At 64.4% G+C, this 18,325-nt stretch carries 16 protein-coding genes, 2 pseudogenes and 1 riboswitch; of the genes and pseudogenes, 11 read left to right on the top strand and 7 right to left on the bottom strand.

Features of this window, described 5'->3' with window-relative positions; genetic code table 11:
* Positions 1 to 16: 16 nt before the first annotated feature.
* Positions 17 to 1,645 carry a plasmid pRiA4b ORF-3 family protein gene (locus tag F8O06_RS03370; protein ID WP_158037430.1) on the bottom strand — a complete coding sequence of 543 codons (1,629 nt, stop codon included), beginning with the start codon at positions 1,643 to 1,645 and terminating at the stop codon, positions 17 to 19.
* Positions 1,646 to 1,829: 184 nt separating this feature from the next.
* Here F8O06_RS03370 and cmtR point away from each other — a divergent pair, with 184 nt between their 5' ends.
* The gene (cmtR, locus tag F8O06_RS03375; RefSeq protein ID WP_158037431.1) at positions 1,830 to 2,162 is read left to right on the top strand and encodes a Cd(II)/Pb(II)-sensing metalloregulatory transcriptional regulator CmtR; all 333 of its coding nucleotides are present in this window, start codon (positions 1,830 to 1,832) and stop codon (positions 2,160 to 2,162) included.
* Positions 2,144 to 2,842: a cation transporter gene (locus F8O06_RS03380; protein ID WP_158037432.1), complete on the top strand. Its 699-nt coding sequence runs from the start codon at positions 2,144 to 2,146 to the stop codon at positions 2,840 to 2,842. Before cmtR ends, F8O06_RS03380 begins: the two co-directional genes overlap by 19 nt.
* A 93-nt stretch (positions 2,843 to 2,935) precedes the next feature.
* On the opposite strand, the gene F8O06_RS03385 is transcribed toward F8O06_RS03380, so the two are convergent.
* Both F8O06_RS03385 and F8O06_RS03390 read right to left on the bottom strand, forming a co-directional pair.
* Complete coding sequence (locus tag F8O06_RS03385) at positions 2,936 to 4,588, bottom strand: ABC-F family ATP-binding cassette domain-containing protein (protein ID WP_158037434.1); 1,653 nt, start codon at positions 4,586 to 4,588, stop codon at positions 2,936 to 2,938.
* Between the two features lie 263 nt (positions 4,589 to 4,851).
* The gene (locus F8O06_RS03390; protein ID WP_158037436.1) at positions 4,852 to 5,661 is read right to left on the bottom strand and encodes a hypothetical protein; all 810 of its coding nucleotides are present in this window, start codon (positions 5,659 to 5,661) and stop codon (positions 4,852 to 4,854) included.
* Positions 5,662 to 5,672: 11 nt separating this feature from the next.
* Positions 5,673 to 5,787: riboswitch (SAM riboswitch) on the bottom strand.
* Positions 5,788 to 5,949: 162 nt separating this feature from the next.
* On the opposite strand from F8O06_RS03390, the pseudogene rhuM reads away from it, so the two are divergent.
* A pseudogene (gene rhuM, locus F8O06_RS12340) lies at positions 5,950 to 6,267 on the top strand (RhuM family protein); the annotation flags it as partial.
* A gap of 25 nt (positions 6,268 to 6,292) precedes the next feature.
* Here rhuM and F8O06_RS03400 read toward each other — a convergent pair.
* Positions 6,293 to 7,162 carry an NUDIX hydrolase gene (locus F8O06_RS03400; RefSeq protein WP_158037437.1) on the bottom strand — a complete coding sequence of 290 codons (870 nt, stop codon included), beginning with the start codon at positions 7,160 to 7,162 and terminating at the stop codon, positions 6,293 to 6,295.
* A 127-nt stretch (positions 7,163 to 7,289) separates the two neighbouring features.
* Here F8O06_RS03400 and F8O06_RS03405 point away from each other — a divergent pair, with 127 nt between their 5' ends.
* Together F8O06_RS03405 and F8O06_RS03410 are read left to right on the top strand one after the other, a co-directional pair.
* Positions 7,290 to 8,294: an SPFH domain-containing protein gene (locus tag F8O06_RS03405; RefSeq protein ID WP_158037439.1), complete on the top strand. Its 1,005-nt coding sequence runs from the start codon at positions 7,290 to 7,292 to the stop codon at positions 8,292 to 8,294.
* A 5-nt stretch (positions 8,295 to 8,299) separates the two neighbouring features.
* A complete protein-coding gene (locus F8O06_RS03410) occupies positions 8,300 to 9,205 on the top strand; it encodes a hypothetical protein (protein ID WP_158037441.1) in 906 nt (301 codons plus the stop codon).
* A 6-nt stretch (positions 9,206 to 9,211) separates the two neighbouring features.
* Here F8O06_RS03410 and F8O06_RS03415 read toward each other — a convergent pair whose 3' ends face one another.
* Both F8O06_RS03415 and F8O06_RS03420 read right to left on the bottom strand, forming a co-directional pair.
* A complete protein-coding gene (locus F8O06_RS03415) occupies positions 9,212 to 9,709 on the bottom strand; it encodes a MarR family winged helix-turn-helix transcriptional regulator (protein WP_225733354.1) in 498 nt (165 codons plus the stop codon).
* Positions 9,706 to 9,924, bottom strand: coding sequence for a hypothetical protein (locus tag F8O06_RS03420; RefSeq protein WP_158037443.1), 219 nt, complete (start codon positions 9,922 to 9,924; stop codon positions 9,706 to 9,708). The genes F8O06_RS03415 and F8O06_RS03420 overlap by 4 nt, the downstream gene beginning before the upstream one ends.
* 333 nt (positions 9,925 to 10,257) lie before the next feature.
* On the opposite strand from F8O06_RS03420, the gene dld reads away from it, so the two are divergent.
* The 3 genes from dld (at position 10,258) to F8O06_RS03435 (ending at position 14,608) form a co-directional block, all read left to right on the top strand.
* Entirely contained in the window at positions 10,258 to 11,973 is a 1,716-nt protein-coding gene (gene dld / locus F8O06_RS03425) for a D-lactate dehydrogenase (RefSeq protein WP_158031940.1), read from the top strand.
* Between the two features lie 312 nt (positions 11,974 to 12,285).
* Positions 12,286 to 14,172 carry a histidine-type phosphatase gene (locus F8O06_RS03430; protein ID WP_158037445.1) on the top strand — a complete coding sequence of 629 codons (1,887 nt, stop codon included), beginning with the start codon at positions 12,286 to 12,288 and terminating at the stop codon, positions 14,170 to 14,172.
* Positions 14,173 to 14,422: 250 nt separating this feature from the next.
* Positions 14,423 to 14,608, top strand: a complete 186-nt coding sequence (locus F8O06_RS03435; RefSeq protein WP_225733379.1) for a helix-turn-helix domain-containing protein — start codon at positions 14,423 to 14,425, stop codon at positions 14,606 to 14,608.
* Positions 14,609 to 14,644: 36 nt separating this feature from the next.
* Here F8O06_RS03435 and F8O06_RS03440 read toward each other — a convergent pair.
* A pseudogene (locus F8O06_RS03440) lies at positions 14,645 to 15,856 on the bottom strand (IS110 family transposase).
* A 290-nt stretch (positions 15,857 to 16,146) separates the two neighbouring features.
* On the opposite strand from F8O06_RS03440, the gene F8O06_RS03445 reads away from it, so the two are divergent.
* The 3 genes from F8O06_RS03445 (at position 16,147) to F8O06_RS03455 (ending at position 18,316) form a co-directional block, all read left to right on the top strand.
* Positions 16,147 to 16,725 carry a hypothetical protein gene (locus tag F8O06_RS03445; protein ID WP_225733355.1) on the top strand — a complete coding sequence of 193 codons (579 nt, stop codon included), beginning with the start codon at positions 16,147 to 16,149 and terminating at the stop codon, positions 16,723 to 16,725.
* 4 nt (positions 16,726 to 16,729) lie between these two features.
* A complete protein-coding gene (locus F8O06_RS03450) occupies positions 16,730 to 17,542 on the top strand; it encodes a helix-turn-helix domain-containing protein (RefSeq protein ID WP_158037450.1) in 813 nt (270 codons plus the stop codon).
* Between the two features lie 144 nt (positions 17,543 to 17,686).
* Positions 17,687 to 18,316, top strand: a complete 630-nt coding sequence (locus F8O06_RS03455; protein ID WP_158037451.1) for a hypothetical protein — start codon at positions 17,687 to 17,689, stop codon at positions 18,314 to 18,316.
* Positions 18,317 to 18,325 lie beyond the last annotated feature (9 nt).

An 18,325-nucleotide genomic window follows, 5' to 3' on the forward strand; every position in this document is an offset into this window, starting at 1 on the left:
AAAGCGAGTGCCGAAATCACCCGCGCAGCAGCTCGGCCGCGAGCGCCGCGGCAGTTGGAGAGATGCGGCTGTGTCCGGCCGGCTCCGCTCGCGAGGCGAGTCGCTTCTCTCGGGTCTCGCGAACATCCCCGAGATTGGCGAACAGGGTGACGTAGCTGCTCACGTCGGCATACAGCGCCGACTCGTCGACGCCGCCGCCGCTCGCCGTGCGCCAGCCGAACGCGGTCATCTCGGCGGCGATCAGACGCATCTCGGGCTCGCGGCCCTCGGCGGCGACGTGCAGCAGGTAGAGCAGCCGGGTGAACTCTCGTGGATCGTCCAGAGTCTCGGCGCCCAGCCGTGCGCGCAACACGGTGACGAAGACCGCCGCGTCGGTGCAGGCCTGGCGACCGGCGCGCGACAGCAGAAGCCGTCCGCCGCGCACGTAGAGCAGCCCGAGCCGCTGCAGCAGTGCGCGCAGGTTCGCGACCGGCGGGGTCGAATCCTCGCGTGTGGCGCTGCCTGGCCAGCCGTCGCACGAGGGCAGCAGCTGCGCGACGGCCGACACGATGTGCGGGCGCAACCGCCCGGCCTCGGTGAGCTCGGCCCCGTCGTCGCCGATCAGGTCGAGCACGGCCATGATCGGTGCGAACGCTGCGGCGAACATGGTGTCGCGCTGCGCGTCGTCGGTGGATGCCTCGCCCGCGCCCGCCCCGCCATCGTGCGCCCGCAGCAGTCCGTCGACGATCTGCGCGCGATGCAGGGTCTCTTCGGCGATCGACGCCGGTGCCAGCCGCACGAGTCGCTGCACCGCGGCGCCCAGGTGTTCGAGCTGTCGAGCTGCCAACAGCTCGATCGACGCAATCACTTCGGCGACCGAGAACCGGTCTGGGGTGCGCTCGGCGAATGCCGACGGGTCACCCGCCGTGACCAGCCTCCGCGTGTTCTCAAGCGGGGCGGCCCGTCGGCCGTCGACGCAGGTCGCGGCAGGGGCATCCGCAGTCGACGTCTCCGGTGTCTCAGAGAGTTCGACGACACGCTCGAGACGCAGCGTCACCTGCCAGTGATCACCGTAGTCATAGACGTAGAACAACCGGTCGCCCGGCTGCTGCAGGGCTTCGTCGAGGTGAACTGAGGCCTCGGGTGTGCCTTCGGCGTCGCCCTCTTCGAGGTCGTATTCGCAGATGAAGGGCTCGACGCCTTGGCTGAGCGGCGACCCGCCGAGCGCGAAGCGATGCAGATGCGTGTCTTGCCAGGCGAACGCGGCCTGCAGAATCTGGTGCACCTGATCGAGCGTGAGGTCGCTGCGCAGATCGAGACGGCGCCAGATCTGCCGTTCACGAGGTGTGGGCTGCATGGCTGAAGATGCCTTGACACTGTTGGCAACGGTCGCGTCGGGCGAGATATCGATGTCGAGGTCGAGATCAACGCGGATGCGCAGCATCGCCGGTCGCGCAAGTCGAGGCCGGCGAAGGCTCGGGCGCTGTTCGGTGAGTTCGGACAATATGGTGTCGGTCTGTGGTGCATCGATCTCGTTGAGCAGTTGCAGGGCCTCTTCAGTAGAGAACTGACCGACGAGCGCGGCGAACCGCTGCTGCAGATCGCGGTCGCTGCGGTCTGGATCGTTCTCTTTGTCTGGGCCGTTCTCTGCGTCTGCGGCGGTCATGCGCACAGCCTACGGGCTGAGCGCTTCGCACGCGAGGGGTGGGGACAGACACCGTTGCTGCGCAGCGGGTGTCTTGTCGGAACGGCCGCTCTGGGGCGTGGTCAGCGGCGCCAACACTGTGACACGGAATCCAGGTGTCAGCACGAGGATTGCAACAGGTCAGCATTCGCTGTATGGTCAGCATGTGCTGACCATTGCATCTCGGATTGAAGTCATGAATCGGCTGGGACGTGCGATGGCCGATCCCACACGGTCACGCATCCTGCTGTCGCTAATGCGCAAGCCGGGATATCCGGCTCGCCTGGCGAACGACTTGGGGCTCACCCGAACAAACGTCTCGAACCATCTCACCTGTCTGCGTGGCTGCGGCATCGTGGTGGCCGAACCAGAGGGTCGGCGCACCCGCTACGAGATAGCCGACCCCCATCTCTCTGTGGCGCTCGACGCCCTGATCGACGTCACTCTTGCAGTCGACGAGGGTGTGCCCTGCATCGACGAATGCAGGCGAGCGCTGTGACGACACTTATGACTCACGAACGTTCGGCTGTTCTGCGCAGGCGCATCAGAGGCATCGTGGCCATAACCATCGTCTGGAATGTCATCGAAGCGGTGGTCGCATTGCTCGCCGGTCATGCGGCATCGTCGGCCGCACTGATCGGTTTCGGCCTCGACTCGGTCGTAGAGGTGCTCTCGGCGGCCGCGATCGCCTGGCAGTTCGCTTCGCCGACTCCTGAACGTCGGGAACGTACCGCTCTGCGTGTCATCGCGTTCTCGTTCTTCGGGCTGGCGCTCTACGTCACGACAGATGCGCTGCTCACGCTGTTCGGCGTGCAGCAGCCGGAGCACTCGCCGGTTGGCATCGTCATCGCAGGGCTCAGCCTCGTTGTGATGCCCGTGCTGAGCTGGTTCGAACGGCGCACCGGCAGGGAACTCGGGTCTGCTTCGGCCGTGGCCGATTCGAAGCAGACTCTCATCTGCACGTACCTCTCTGCAGCAGTGCTGGTCGGTCTGTTGCTGAACAGTCTGCTGGGCTGGGGATGGGCTGATTCGGTCGCTGCGCTGGCCATCGCCGTGTTCGCCGTTCGCGAGGGCATCGAGGCATGGCGGGGTGACGCCTGCTGCGCCTCATCGGCGGCGACTGCGATCGCTGCAGACGAAACGGAGGACGAACGTCACGACGACTGCTGCGCGCCGTAGGGTGCCCGCACCGAGTGGCGATCGATTGAACGGGCGAACGACGAAGCGGCCCTGACGGCTGCACTCGCACCCGACACCTGCGTGACTCGCGCATCAGCACCGGGTCAGGACGCCTGCGGCATCGAGCCGCAACTCGACGTCGAGGTGCAGGCGTTCGAGAAACGCGCGATCATGGCTCACCACGATCACCGCACCGCGATATGCGTCGAGTGCCTCGACCAGCCGGTCGACACTCGCCATATCCAGACTGTTCGTCGGTTCGTCGAGCACCAGCGCCTGCACCGCCGGAGTCGCCAGCAGTACCTGGGCCAATGCCACACGGAAACGCTCGCCGCCGGAGAGCGAGACGACCGGAGCATCCGCCATACGGCCACGCAGCAGCAGCCGAGCGAGCTGATTGCGCAGTTCGCGGTCGCCCAAGCCCGGAGCGAAGCGTGCCACGTTCTGCACCACGCTCTCGTCGTCGTGCAGCGAGGCGAGCTGCTGCGAGAGATATCCGACGTGATCGACGAAGAGCTTGCCGTGCGCCGTCTTCGCCAGGGCGCCACCGGGCTTCGCTGCGGCGACGTCGGCCTGACCGCAGAGCATCGCACGCAGCAGCGTCGACTTGCCGACGCCGTTCGGGCCGGTGAGGGCGACGCGCTCCGGGCCCTGCACCACGAACTCACGCCCGTCGGCGCCGGTCAGGCACGCGATGCGGCGGCCCACCGGCACGTCGGGGTCGGGCAGCTCGATCACAATGCGCTCGTTGTCGCGCACCTGAGATTCGGCATCGTCGACGGCACGCTGTGCGGCATCCACTCGGTTGTCGAGCGTGCCGCGGCGGGCCGCCTGCGACTTCTCGGCCGAATTGCGCCGGTCGTTGATCACGGCTTTGACGAACTTGCGATTCACGGCGTCTTTGCGCCCCTGCCGCGCGGAGTGCGCGATGCGCTGCTCGGCCTGCGTGCGCTGCCGGCGTTCGGCCTTCAGCTCCTGCTCGGCCGACCGCAGCGCCTGTTCGGCGGCCTGCTGCTCGTTGGTGACCTGAGCCTCGTACGCGCTGAACGCCCCGCCGTACAGGGTGATGCGCCCATCGCGCAGCTCGGCGATCGCATCGACATGCTCGAGCAGCTGGCGGTCGTGGCTGACCACGAGGAGGGCGCCGCGCCATCCGTCGATCAGACGATAGACCTGCTGGCGCGCGTCGGTGTCGAGATTGTTGGTGGGCTCGTCGAGCAGCGCGATGTCAGCTCGGGAGCGCTGTACCGCGAGCTGCACGCCGACGATTGCAGCGAGCATCGCCTCGCCGCCCGACAGCGTGTCGACAGTGCGGTCGAGTCCAAGATCGACGCCGACCGCGGCGAGGGCGGCGCTCGCCCGCGCCTCGACATCCCAGTCGTCGCCGATGCGTTCGAAGAGCTCGGGGTCGACGCCGCCGCGCTCCACGGCAGCGATCGCGTCGAGCACCGCGCGCACACCGAGCAGCTCGGCGACGGTCTGGGCGGGGTCGAACCGTTGGGGCAGGCACGCGACGACGCCCGAGCGCGTGATTCGGCCATCCGTCGGATGCAGGCGGCCGGCGAGCAGCGCGAGAGTGGTCGACTTGCCGGCGCCGTTGTCACCGATGAGGCCGGTGCGGCCGGTTGGGAACGCGGCGGTCACGTGCGTGAGGATGCTGCGGCCGTCGGGCCAGGCGAAGCTCACGTCGTGCAGCGCGATGGAGGATGCGGGCGTAGAGGTACCAGGGGAGTGCTGGGTTGGCAAAATGGTCTCCAGAGTGTCAGAGGATGCTGACACGAGACCGCGCGACAGTCGGCGCAGGGGTCGGTCAGCGATGGATGCTGGAACCGAATGCCCTCAACGTGATGCCTTTGCGCTTCATCTCTTCTCACAGCGGCCGTGTGCCGCAGAGATGCTGGGAGCAACGATAGTTGAGCGGTGGCGTGCGGGCAAGGTCGCGCGGGCAGAGTCCGTCTGGTGTCGGCTCTGCCCGCGCATGGCCTCTTCTCAGCGCGCCGACGGGCCGATCAACAGAGTCGCGGCTCGTGGTCGATGACGCGACGTGGTGAACGAGTCACCGCACCGTCCATCCATTCGACGACCCAGTCGTCGTCGGCGCTGAAGTGCAGCATATGCACATTCGCACGCACCGTCGGCATAGCCATGCCGCGGTGGGTTGGTCGCGCCGGGGTGATGAACCTCGTGTCTGACATGGTCAGCAGCCGGTCCATCTGCGGCCAGTTCCAACCGGGAAAGTGCTCGGTGACGTAGCGCTCAGTCATGCCTCGACTGAGCGGAACAGGATGGTCGAAGCGAATGAGCGCTCCCAGAGCACTCCGGTCAAGGCGGAAGGCCATGGCATGTGCGGCCTCCCGGTCGGCCTCTGTGGCGGCGTCATCAAGCTGTGGCTCACCTGACGCGTCGGTGACGGCGTGCTGGGTGCGAAACTGAACTCTGGTCTCGCCATCGTCGGCGAGCGCAAGCCCCGCTGCGAGGCGCAACGTCTCAATCTGTGCGACGATGCGGTCGTTCTGCCTGTCGATGAAGGCCTGCGCAGACTGGCTGCTGAGCGATTCGGCGGATGCCGGACTCGCCTCGTCTGGCCCGGTGCTTCCGCCAGCGCGGGTGAGATCGGTCGACCCGACCACTTTGTCTCTATTCATCACCGTCACCCGCAGGAGTTCGGCTCCGGTGAGCTGATCCAGACGTGCAGCGATGATCAGTGGAGCCTGAGACCAGCGCACGCCAAGTCGGATTCGTGCCACACGGGGCGTGGCGTCGTGGTGGCTCTGCTCGCGGTCGCCGGGCAGGTTCGGGGAATCGGTGTCTTTGCACATGGTGTGCCTTCCATCAGAGCTTGCGCGCGACGTCTGTCACGTGCCCGTTCTTCTCCTGGGGCACCCGGAAAGATGGATCGGGTTGCCGTGCGGCCAGCCAGGTACTGTCAGCCACAACTCTTGAACGTGGGTCAAGACTACCGGTACCCGACGACTGCCGTGTGTCAGGCGGTTCGATCCAGATTCTGTGAAGCCGCTTTCGGCGCGGTGCGTCTGGAGGTCAGACTCGAAGGCGAGGCAGTTGTTGCAGATTTTGCAACAACTGCCTGAGATGGCAAGACCTACAGCGTCGCTCTCTGCAACCTTGACATGGATATTTCGGTTGGCTATCGCGTGAAATCTCATGAAGGCGTGCGCTTTCGGCGCTGGGCAACCTTGGTACTGCGGGATTATCTGCTCATCGGTGTGGCGATTGATCGTCAACGCCTCGAACAGCTCGGCAAGGTCGTGCAGATTCTCAGCCGCTCGACCGACGAGCTTGCGTCGGGTATGGGCTGCTGTATCGAGATTCAGGCATCGCGATCATTGACAATGGGGCACTCGCCGCGCTCACACTTCTCGTCGCGAACTCTGACCCGCGAGAGAAAGAACTGCTGGTGCACCTGATCATCAGAGTGATCACCGGTGAAAACTAGTGTGAGCGCATCAGCGGCGGGTTCAGCACACCATCCGTGACGTCGGTGCCCGGCGCCAGTCGATAGAGGGCGGCCGGGCGGCCCACTGCCTGCGCGCGTGATGAACCGGTTGCCTCAAGAAATCCGGGTGTTCCGACCGCCTTGCGATGAAAGTTGCGAGCATCGATCGATGCACCCCAGACGGCCTCGTACACCTCGCGCAGCTCGGCGATCGTGAACTCGGGCGGGCAGAAGGCCGTCGCCAAGGGGGAGTATTCGATCTTCGCTCTCGCACGTTCGACCCCGTCGGCGAGAATCCGTGCATGGTCGAAAGCCAGCTGAGCGCCGTCATCGCCCAGCACATCCGCCACATCATGCCACGCGACTTCAGCGGCGTCGCCGCCCGCGCTCGGCACATCGAAAGCCGGAGCGAGCGCGAGGTAGGCGACCGACAGCACCGGCCCGCGTGGGTCGCGATGCAGCGGGCCGTAGGTGCGCAGCTGCTCGAGATGTCCGTTGGCACGCCCACTGTCATGTCCACTGAGGTGCGCGCTCGCGTGCTGACCTGTCGGTGCGTCAGAGGTGGGAGTCTGCACAGTCAGCCCACTCGGCTGTACGCCTGTCTCTTCTTCGAGCTCACGTCGCGCGGCGTCTTCAAGGGATTCGCCGGCGAGCACGAAACCGCCCGGCAGCGCCCAGCATCCTCGAAACGGGTCGAGCATGCGTTCGACCAGCAGCACCTGCAGGCGTTGGCTGCGCACGGTCAGCGCCACGACATCCACGGTGACGGCGATGTCGGCGGCAGTGCGGGGAATCGCTGCCGAATCGGTCTCAGCTTGTGCCCCAGCGTCAGCCGCGTCGTCAGCATCATGACGAGTTCTGCTCATTGCCCGATGGTGCGGGCTCTCCTTGGCGGACATACCCACAGCATAGCACTTATCGTCATCTTGACATTTACTCGAAACTGCGGTTATCGTCAGACTGACATAAACAACCGCAACGAAGGAGCACACCATGGCAACCATCAAGAGGCTTCCCGGGGTCCGCCGCTTTCTCGGCACCCCGACCGGCTACGTCGTCCACCTTCGCAAGGGCCAGTTGACGCACGAAGGCGTCGGGCAGGCGTTCTGGTTCTCACCCGCGACCTCGGTGCTCAGCGAGGTGCCCTCAGACGACCAAGAGCTGCCGCTCATGTTTCACGCCATCACAGCCGATCACCAGGACGTCACCGTGCAGGCCAACGTGACCTTCGGTTTCGTCGACCCGGTCACGGTGTCGCAGCGCCTCGACTTCGGCATCTTTCCGGCGAAGGCGGATGCCACCTCGACCGGCCTGCAGCAGGTCACCACGATCGTGGGTCAGGTCGCACGCAGCATCGCTGTCGACCACCTGGCCACGATGTCGCTGCAGAACGCTCTGCGCACTGGGATCAGCGAGGTGCGTGCCGCCTTGGTTGGTGGCCTGCAGGCCGATACTCGTCTGCAGAGCACCGGTCTCGCCGTGCTCGGCGTGCACGTGCTGGCGATTCGGCCCGAGGTCGATGTCGAGGTGGCGCTGCAGACGCCGGTGCGCGAGCAGCTGCAGGCCGAAGCCGATCGCGCGACCTACGAACGGCGGGCCCTCGCCGTCGAGCGTGAGCGTGCGATCTCAGAGAACGAGCTGGCGAGCAGCATCGAGCTGGCCACCCGACGCGAACAGCTGGTGGTGCAGGAGGGCGCCAACGCTCGTCGGCAGGCGGAAGAGGCTGCGACGGCTGCGCTCGTCGAGACTCGAGCGGCGTCTGAACGACGCGAGATCGACGCGGCATCCCGGGCGCAGGAGGTGAGTGTCGTCGGTGCGGCCGAGGCCGAGCGCGAGACGGCGAAGCTCGCCGCCTACCGCGACGTCGATCAGCAGACCCTGATGGCGCTGGCGCTGCGAGAACTGGTCGGCTCTGGTGCGCTGCCGAAGATCGACAATCTGACGATCACGCCTGATCTGCTCACCAATGTGCTGAGCGCCTTCACCGGAAGGCGGTGAGTGCCATGCGCAGCAGAGCGGTCGTCGTCTACCGGCGCACCGAGCTCGATGAACTGCTCGATCGCCACGGCACTCGGGGGCAGGCCGAGTTCTTTCTGCGCACCCGTGGTCGCACGCTCGACGAGGTGCAGCGCCGCCACGACGCGGCTGCGGCGGCGCGCGCGGCAGTCGCGGGCGGGCTGCCCGAAGGGTGGGCGCTTGCCGAGGTCGAGCGTGAGGATCTCAGCCGCTTTCTGGTGGCACCTGAGGATGTCATGGTCGTCGTCGGTCAGGACGGTCTCGTTGCGAACGTGGCCAAGTATCTCGACGGGCAGCTGGTGATCGGGGTCGATCCGGAGCCCGGTGTCAACAGCGGGGTGTTGGTGCGGCACTCGGCTGACGAGGCGCTGAGGCTGCTGCGGGCACCGGAATCGGCCGCGGTGTCCGGGCTCACCACCGTCGAGGCGAGACTTGACGACGGCCAGAGTCTCTGCGCCCTGAACGAGGTGTTCGTCGGGCACCCGTCACACCAGTCGGCCAGATACCTGCTGCAGGTGGGGGAGTACCGCGAGCGGCAGTCGTCTTCTGGGGTCATCGTCGGCACCGGCACCGGGGCGACCGGGTGGTGCGCGTCCATTGCACACGACCGCGGAGGCAGACGCCTGCCTGCGCCGAACGACGCGAGTCTCGCCTGGTTCGTGCGTGAGGCCTGGCCGTCACCGGCGACCGGAGCGAACCTCATCGAGGGGATGCTGGGCGGATCGGCCAGCCCGGGTGCCGTCGCTGGAGGCGCCGCCGAGCTGGTCGTCACCGTCGAATCTGATCGGCTCGTCGTCTTCGGCGACGGCATCGAGAGCGATCGGCTCACCGCGAGTTGGGGGCAGGAGATTCGCGTCGGTGTCGGTGGGCGCAGGCTGCGGCTCGCCCTGTGAGGCGGGTCAGGTGCGCAGAGCGGCGACGAGCAGAGTTGCGGCATCTCTGACCTGCTCGACCTGCTCGGGCGCCAGACGCAGCCGTTCGAGCATTCGCCTCGGCACCAGCTTCGCCTGCGCACGCAGAGTCCGGCCCTCAGGCGTCAGCAGAAGTCGCCGGCGCCGGTCGTCACGCGGGTCTGGCTCTCGCGTGACCAATCCCTGCGCTTCGAGGCGACGAACCAGGCCGGTGAGTGTCGCAGTCTCCATGCTGAGTATGACCGAGAGCTCCGTCGCAGTGAGCGGGCTCTCGGATGCACCCTCGTCGTGGTCATGCTGCCAGAGCGCCAGCATGACGAGGTACTGCGGATGGGTGAGACCCATTGGCGAGAGGACGTGTCGGTACTCCTGAACCAGCAGCCGGGCGGCGACGGTGACGGGGAAGCACAGCTGCGTCTCCAGGCGAAGGAGTTCGTCGTCAGAGAGTGCGTCGTCGTGCACCGTGGGAGCATTCGGTGTGTTCACGATGACGGAGTCTCGTCGCGCGGCTGTGCCTGCCCGGGCTGAGCCGTGGAGGTTCTGCGCCTGACCTCTTCGAGGGCACGCACATCATCGGGTGAGAGGGGAGAGACCGCCGGCGGGCCGATGAATCTCAGCAGGAACCGTGTCCACTTGCTGTCATTGGGGCGGCCCTGAGAGAGAGTGCGCTTGCGTGGCTCGGCGGGAATGTCATCTGGCATGGTTATTAGTGTACTGACAGTCAGCACACATGCGACTTTTTCAGCGAGGGGTCTTCGCTCAAGGAGTGTGCCCAGAGAGAAGAAGGGCATTCAATGGTCGCGCGACACGCGCGAACTTGCATACAACATGTATCTCACAGAAATACCTCCGTGCCCGCCTATGGTCTGGCCACAAGGCATATAGAGTGCCAGGACAGCCGCCGCCCCTGCTTGACAGCCCATGCTCAGGGCCGGAAGATTGCTAGTGGCCGTACCACGATGCACGGCAACACTCCCCTGCAATGACGCGTCGAAAGCGTCATGCGGGAGCAACTATCGACAGAAAGAATTGAGATGACTCCCTCTCAAGAGACAACGGGCGCAGAACACCAGGCGATCGGTGCCTTTAAGAGCATCGTTGGTGCCGAGAACGTGCTGACGTCAGAACGCGCCACCATGCCGTTCAGCAAGGGCTACCGCTTCGGCGGCGGCCCCATCTTCGCAGTGCTGCGACCGACCACGCTGGTTCAGATGTGGAAGGCGCTGCAGGTCTGCGTCGACAACAACTTCATCGTCATCCCGCAGGCGTCGAACACCGGTCTGACGGGCGGATCGGGCCCGGGCTTCCAGCCCTATGACCGCCCGATCGTCGTCATCTCGACTCACCGCATCAACGACGTGTACCTCATCAACGACGCTCGCGAGGCCATCTCGCTCGCCGGCACCCCGCTGACGCACCTGACCGAAGAGCTCGCCAAGCACAACCGTGAGCCGCACTCGGTGATCGGTTCGACATCCATCGGCGCCTCGGTCATCGGCGGCATCTCGAACAACTCGGGCGGCAGCCAGATTCGCAAGGGTCCGGCCTTCACCCGTGAGGCGATCTTCGCCCGGGTGAACGAGCAGGGCAAGGTCGAGCTGGTCAACCACCTCGGCATCTCGCTCGGCGACGACCCCGAGGTCGCCCTCGACCGTCTGCAGCGCGGCGACTGGTCGCCCGCAGACGTCACGCCGGCACCCGCTGACACCAGCGAGACCGAGTACGCCGAGCACCTGCGCAAGATCGAGCCGACCCCGGCCCGCTACAACGCGAACCCCGAGTACCTCTTCGAGGCGTCGGGCTCAGCCGGCAAGCTCATGGTCTTCGCCGTGCGCACACGCACCTTCCCGCTCGAAGTGAACCCCACCATGTTCTACATCGGCACCAACAGCACGCACGAGCTCGAAGAGATTCGCCGCATGTTCCTCGAGGCCGACATGCCGCTGCCCATCTCGGGTGAGTACATGGGCCGCAGCGCCTTCGACCTGGCCGAGAAGTACGGCAAAGACACCTATGTGTTCCTGAAGTTCATGAGCGCCGGCCTGCAGACCCGCATGTTCTCGTTCAAGACCTGGGCAAACGGTGTCTTCGGCAAGATCCCGGGCATCGGCCCGACCTTCGCCGACACCGTGTCACAGGTCGCGTTCGACCTGCTGCCGAACCAGCTGCCGAAGCGACTGATGGAATACCGCAACCGCTTCGAGCACCACCTGCTGCTCACCGTGAGCGCCGACCAGAAGGTCGAGAGCGAGAAGATGCTCAAGGCGTTCTTCGCCGAGCCCGAGCACAAGGGTGACTTCTTCGTCTGCACTGCCGACGAAGAGAAGAGCGCTTCGCTGAACCGCTTCGGTGCGGCCAGCGCTGCGACTCGCTACGCCAACATGAAGCGCAAGCACATCGCAGGCCTGATTCCGATCGACGTGGCCCTGCGCCGCGACGACTGGGACTGGCTCGAGGTGCTGCCCAAGGAGATCGCCGATCAGCTCGAGGTGACTGCATACTACGGTCACTTCTTCTGCCACGTGATGCACCAGGACTACGTCGCCAAGAAGGGCGTCGACCCCGAGAAGCTGCACGACCAGATTCAGGAGCTGCTCGAGGCGCGCGGCGCGAAGCTGCCGGCCGAGCACAACTACGGACGTCTGTACCACATGCCCGAGTCGATGGTGGAGCACTTCAAAGAGCTCGACCCGACGAACACCTTCAACGCAGGCATCGGCGGCACGTCGCCCAAGAAGAACTGGAAGTAATGTAGCGCGCTCAGCGGTGCGCTGCTGAGCGGTAGCCTGCTGTGCAGTTCAAGAACCCGCTCGTGTGACTTCGGTCGCGCGGGCGGGTTCTTTGCTGTCTTGAGGCTGGCGTGGTGCGTTGGCGGCGGATGCTGTGGTCGCCCTGTGAACCACTCATTCACCTTTGGTTCACACGGCGTTCAGGTAGCAGTAGGTAGCACTCCATCTGAGAGGCCTACCTTCAGAGAGCTCGATGCGGCTGTGTTGAGCCGGATACTGCGTCAACGCTGACAAGTTTCGCAGACCCCCTGACCCAGCCCCGAGAGGACTCTCATGTTCATCCCTGCCCCCACCCGTGATCGTCGCCGACTCTCTATCCGTCGATCCGCACTGGCTGTATTCACTGTCGGCCTCTTGGCCGTCGGCCCGCTCTTTGGTGGCGTGGCGGCCTCCGCGAACGAACAGGGGCAGTACTACAGCAGCAAGCAGCCCTACCCGGCGCCCACAGCATCTGACATCGCCGCCTATTCGGCGGCGCCTGCCGGGTATGCCCCGTTGTACACAGAGTCGGTCAACCGTCACGGGTCGCGCGGGCTCTCCAGCTACAAGTACGATGCTCTGCTGGCGCTGATGGCCAAGACGGCCGAGGCCGAGAACGGCTTCGTCTCTGAGACGGTCAAGCAGCAGTTCTTCTCTGACCTTCAGGGCATGACCGCAGCGAATGTGGACAACGGCTATGGCCTGCTGACCGACCAGGGGCGTGAGCAGCTGCGACAGATTGGCGTTCGCGCTCAGGAGCGCAACGCTGCACTCTTCGCTCAGGCTGATGCAGATGGCGACACGATCGCCTTTGAGACTTCTGGCGAGGCCCGGGCGACGGAGTCGGGAGAGAAGTTCGAACAGGGGCTGACATCAGGTGCGGGTCAGGAGCTGATTGACAACGTCGGAGCGATGAGCGTGCGCCCCGACCTGCTGTATTTCCACAAAATCGACAACCCAGACGGGTCTGTCAAGCAGCCGGGAACACCGGAATACGACACGGCGAAAGCCTACGAAGACTACATCGCTGCGCAGACTGCAGACGGTGGAACGATCGCCGCGCACTTGGACTCCATCGAGTCGCTGCCGACCAGCGGTCAGATGGCCGACGATCTGCTGTCGACGGTGTTCACCAGAGAGTTCATCGACTCGATCGGCTCCGACGGTCATGTCTGGTACAACACGATCGACGGTTCGAAGAAGGGCGCGACGAACTGCGCACCTGGCGCCGACCCTGCTCAAGACGCAGATGCCTGCGGCGAAGCGAGCAAGAAGATCAAGTCCAAGGTGGACGCTGCGAAGTACCTCTATGAGCTCTATATCACCGGCGCCGACATGGCGGCCGAGGGCGAGTCGTTGGCGTTCGACTTCACGAAGTACTTTGCCGGCCATGAGTCTGACGCAGAATGGTTCGCCTACCTTCTCGATGCCGAGGACTTCTATGAGAAGGGGCCGAGCCTGGCAGGCCATGATGACACCTACAAGAACGCGCAGGCCTTGCTCGACGACTTCTTCGCCGGTATCGATGCTCGCGCTGCGGGCGGTACGGTCGCTGCGACGTATCGATTCGGTCACGCCGAGACGGTGGTGCCGTTCGCCGCCCTGCTGAAGCTGCCCGGTTCGACGCAGCAGGCTCCGGCAACGGCTGACCCCACGTCGACCTCCGACGTGTTCAGCTACGAGACCAATGAATTCCGGTCTGAGTCAGTTGGCCCCATGGCAGCGAACGTGCAGTGGGATGTCGTGTCTCGAGAAGGCGTCGACCCGGCAACCGGGCAGCAGTACACGCCGCTGGTGCGCCTGCTCTACAACGAGCGCGAGACGGCATTCAACGCTTCGTGCACGGCGGTGAGCCCTGGGTCTCACTGGTACAAGGAGACCGAGCTCAAGCGCTGCCTCAACGGGCAGGAGACAAGCGAAAGCGCGTTGATCGCGCTGCCAGACTCTGGGAGCGACGGCCAAGTCGTGACCCCTGGATCAGGTCAGACAACGACTTCGACTGACGCGAACGCCTCGGCACAGCAGGCAGACACGAGTGGCGCAGACAATGCTGACGCACCCGGTGCCCTCGCCAGAACAGGTGCATCATCGACGCTCATCGTGTGTGCAAGTGCAGCAGCCTTGCTGCTTGTCGTCACTGGTGTCGGCGTCGTTGCCGTAGCTCGACGCCGTCATAGCTGAGGCACTCTCTGCGACGAATCCGACTTCGTTCTCGGAGTTCGTCGACTTCGTGGTCCCTGAACTTGAGAGCCGAGGCCTCTATCGACGTGAGTATGGGTCGACCGTGCTGCGAAATATTCTCTTTGACGACGACATCTGAGGTATTCACGTCACGAAGACGATAGCTGGTGCTACCTATAAGTATGTAGACGTATAGGTAGCATAAGGTGATTCTTGATGAGTGTCAGGGGTCCTTCAATCGCTTGTCGGCGTGAACCTTGCCATCTGGCGGCGTCAGCGCGGTCTGACGCAGGAAGACCTTGCGGCAAGTCTCGGATTCAGTGCGAAGTATCTGAGCTCAGTTGAGCGAGGTAAACGTAACCTGAGCCTGGCTTCGGTCGAACGTCTGGCCAGTGATATCGGAGTTGACCCGTTGGAGCTTCTGAGACGACCCTAGAATCCGTCTGCCCTAGGGGGTGTCCCTATCGTTTAGTCAAGCTGCGAGGGTGAGTTTTTCTGGGTGTCTGGGTTGGTAGAGGGTGCTGTGTTTGAGCATGGCGTAGAGGACGTCGCAGCGGCGTCTTGCGAGGCAGATGATGGCGGCGTTGCGTCGTTTGCCTTGGGCGCTTTTCTACTCGTAGTAGGCGTGTGATTCGGGATCGCAGAAGGCAGCGACGAATGCGGAGTGGAACAGGGCGTTTTTGAGTTGTTTGTTGCCGCCGCGGGCGGGGTCTTCGCCTCGGATGGAGGATCCTGACCTGCGGGTCGTCGGGGCGATGCCCGCGTAGGCGGCAAGATGTCCCGCGGTGGGGAACCCGGAGGCGTCACCAACTGCCAGGAGGATGGCGGCTGCGGTCTTAGCCCCGACTCCTGGCATGGAGACTAAGACATGGTGAAGAGGGAAGTCGTCCAGTAAGACTTCGACTTTGGTGGCGAGCTCGTTGCGCTGGGTCTTCAGGGTCTTGATGGCGGTGGCGATCGTGGGAATGATCTGTTCAACGGCCTCGGTGCCGGCGACGGTCACGGTCTGCTCGGACAAGGCTTGGAATACGTCAGGGATCAGTTTGGTCGCTGAACGGTGCCCGGTTTTGGCCGCCCATGCGCTGACCCGTTTGATGCCAGAGCGTTTGAGGCCGGTTGGGCCGCCGTAGCGGGCCAGCAGATCGAGAACCAGATCGGTGGTGAGTCTGCTGCCGCCAAAGACGCGCTCCAGTGCGGGGTGGATCTGCAGAAACAGTGACCGTAGCCTGTTGATCGACCTCGTGGTCTCATGGGTGAGATCCTCGTCGAACCCGGAGAGCACTTTCAGATTCGCGAGTATCTCGGAGTCGCGGTCGACACTGCGGAGCGTGTCGGGCATGCGCAGGGCGGTCGTGGCGATCACGAACGCGTCACGAGCATCGGTCTTCGCGTCTCCGGCCAGCAACTGGGCGGCCTTAAGCATCGCGGAGCCTGGCAGGTAAGCGACTTGGCAGCCGCAGTCCCTGGCAACTGCGACTGGCAGCGCCCCGATCGTGTTGGGCTGATCAACGACCAGCAGCACGGCTCCGTGCTTTTGCAGCCCGGTGAGGACTTCTCTGAGTTTCGCCTCGTCCTGCGGCAGGGGCTTATCGAACAACCGTTTGCCATCATGGTTCAGCGCGCACGCATGGTGCTCTCCTTTGCCAACGTCCAGGCCTACCCAGACATTGATTTCAGAGACGATCAGATCAGTCACCGTTTTCCTCCTCGACAACGTTCAAGGTCGTACTCTCTCAAGCGAGTCTTCATCGTCAGATCCTGGCATCCACATTTCGAAGAGACTTCAACCAAAGATCAGCTGGGCCGTGTCCCTATCAGCAGTCACCCGGCGCTCTGGACCCTGGCGACAACACCCCCGGATCATGACAACGACAGGGGCAAACAGTCATACCAAGGCCAGCGACCGCCCCCTGACCATCAGGGGCACTTAACGCGGTAGGGGGGGGCAGAGCCCGCAGATAGTATTGAGCTGTGGTGGATACGAAGCAGACGAAGACGATTGGGGAGCATCATGTCGCGGCAGAGTTGGCGCGACGTGGCTGGGCGCCAGCGTTGACCCGCGATGGGCTGGAGCGTACGGACATCCTCGCCGTGCTGACGGAGCTAGAGAATCGCCGCCTGGCTGAGATTCAGGTGAAGACGGCGCGCGGCGGGAGATGGGATTCGATCAGCTGGCCGCTCGGCCCGAAGTCGCAGAGCCCGAGCCAGCACGAGCGTGAATACTTCGTCATGGTGGCCGTGCCACACGATCTGACGCGGGCACCACGGAACTTCGTCGTGCCCCGCTCCCACGTCGCTGCCGCCGCCTGGATCGAGCACATGAACTGGCTGACCGAACCGGGCATCAAGCCGGGAAAGCGCAACGCGCCGGTTGAGCGTTCGCGTGTCTTACTGTCGACGTTCGCGCGCTACGAGGACCGCTGGGATCTGCTGCTGGTCGATGAGTCCGAGGCGCCGGTGCTCCTGCCGGAGCGCTACCGCGACTTCGCCCAGGAGGCACGGGTCGGGCTGCCCGAGGGACACGCCTGGCGGACGGTGCTTCCGGAGTGGTGATGACGTGACGGCAGATAGCCGGCGACCGGCGCGCAGCACGATCCGGCTCAATGCGGCGCAGACGGCGGTGCTGGAGTGGATTCAGACAGGCTGCCCGGAGGGGGTCTATCCCGATGACTCCTACACGCACCGGACCACCGCACGGGCGCTGGCGAGCCGAGGACTCGTGCGTATTAGCGGGCACGGCGCGTCGTGGCAAGCAGAGTTGACGAAGCGCGGCCGCGTGTGGCCAGATCCCACCGAAGACGACGAGAGCCCCGCCGCGCCGACCCCGAGCGCAAGATCACCGATTGCCGTGGCGGTCGACGACGAGCATGTCGATGCGACCGTGCGGGCGATGCGTCGTGTCCAGAAGAAGGAAGCCCGAGCGACGGGGACGCCGTCCAAGAAGCTCCGCACCCGGCAGGTGCAGAAGCAGGAGACATACATGAGATACAAGGTAGTCGTCACGCGCGTCCAGGTTGCTGAGCGCTGGGTGCGGGCAACGGACGAGGAAGATGCCGCGAAGAAGGTGCAGGAGGAGTTCTCCCGGCCGTACGGCTATTTCGGATCGTGGAAGGACATCGCGTCGGAGGTGGAGGTCGTCGAAGCCGAACAGACGACAGTGATCCGGCCGAACCTTCTGTCGGAATCCGGGCCGATGTTGCTGTCGCTCAAGGATGCAGGCAAAGCGCTCGGGATTCCTTACTCCGCTGTCTACGAGCTGACCAACCGAGGAGACATCGAGCACACCAGGATCGGCTCACGCAAGTACATCTCGCGTGAGTCACTGATGGCGTTCATTAAGGAGAACACGCACCGCGGCTACTCAGGCTGAAGCGTGTCGGGGCGCGACATGGGCACCATCATCGACTTCTTCGCTCGGCCCATGCCGACACGCGACACACCCTAACTTGAAGTGGTAATTCTTTCACTTGGTGCTGTAGGCTGAGGTCAGCTGTTCACGAGAAAGAGGTTCCTCATGGCGATTCGCACGCCGAAGACCCGCGAGGCTCTCGCGCGCCTGCTTGCCCCACTTCGACTTGAAGCGTCGGTGTTCGAGCGGGCTGTGTCGCTCGCAGCAGCAGAGAGCCGCACCTTCAGCCCCGGAGCGCCGAAGTCTGCTCCGGAGTTCACCAGGTGGGCACGCACGATCGAGACGACGCATGAGGGTCTGATGCTCCTGCAGCTCGGATGGCGGCGCTTCGATCCGGACAACCTCCCGTACTTCCTGCAGCCTGACCTCAACCTCGGACTCATCGTCAGCAGCGGCAATGCGTTCACCGGCGTCACCTACGGCAGCCCGACCACCAAGAACCCCAAGGGTTCTGCCTTCGCTCGCCGTGTTGACGAGAACGGTGCAGTCGCGATGTTCGGTCAGCCGACCGAAGAGGGCGAAGTGAATGTCGACGACGTCCGCATCCTCCTCTACGACGAGCGCGACGGCCTGGTGCACCTGGAGCTGTCGCGACCGGTCGGGAGACTGGGCAGCTACGTCAACAATTGGTCTGAGCGGATCATCTTCCCTGCCTTCGATCTCGCGCTAGGTGCCTTCGGCTTCGAAGAGGACGACGACGAGGGTGACTTCGGGTTCAAGATCGCCCGGCGATAAGGCGAAGGT

It is taken from the genome of Pseudoclavibacter sp. CFCC 14310, from assembly GCF_008831165.1.
Classification (GTDB): Bacteria; Actinomycetota; Actinomycetes; order Actinomycetales; family Microbacteriaceae; genus Pseudoclavibacter_A.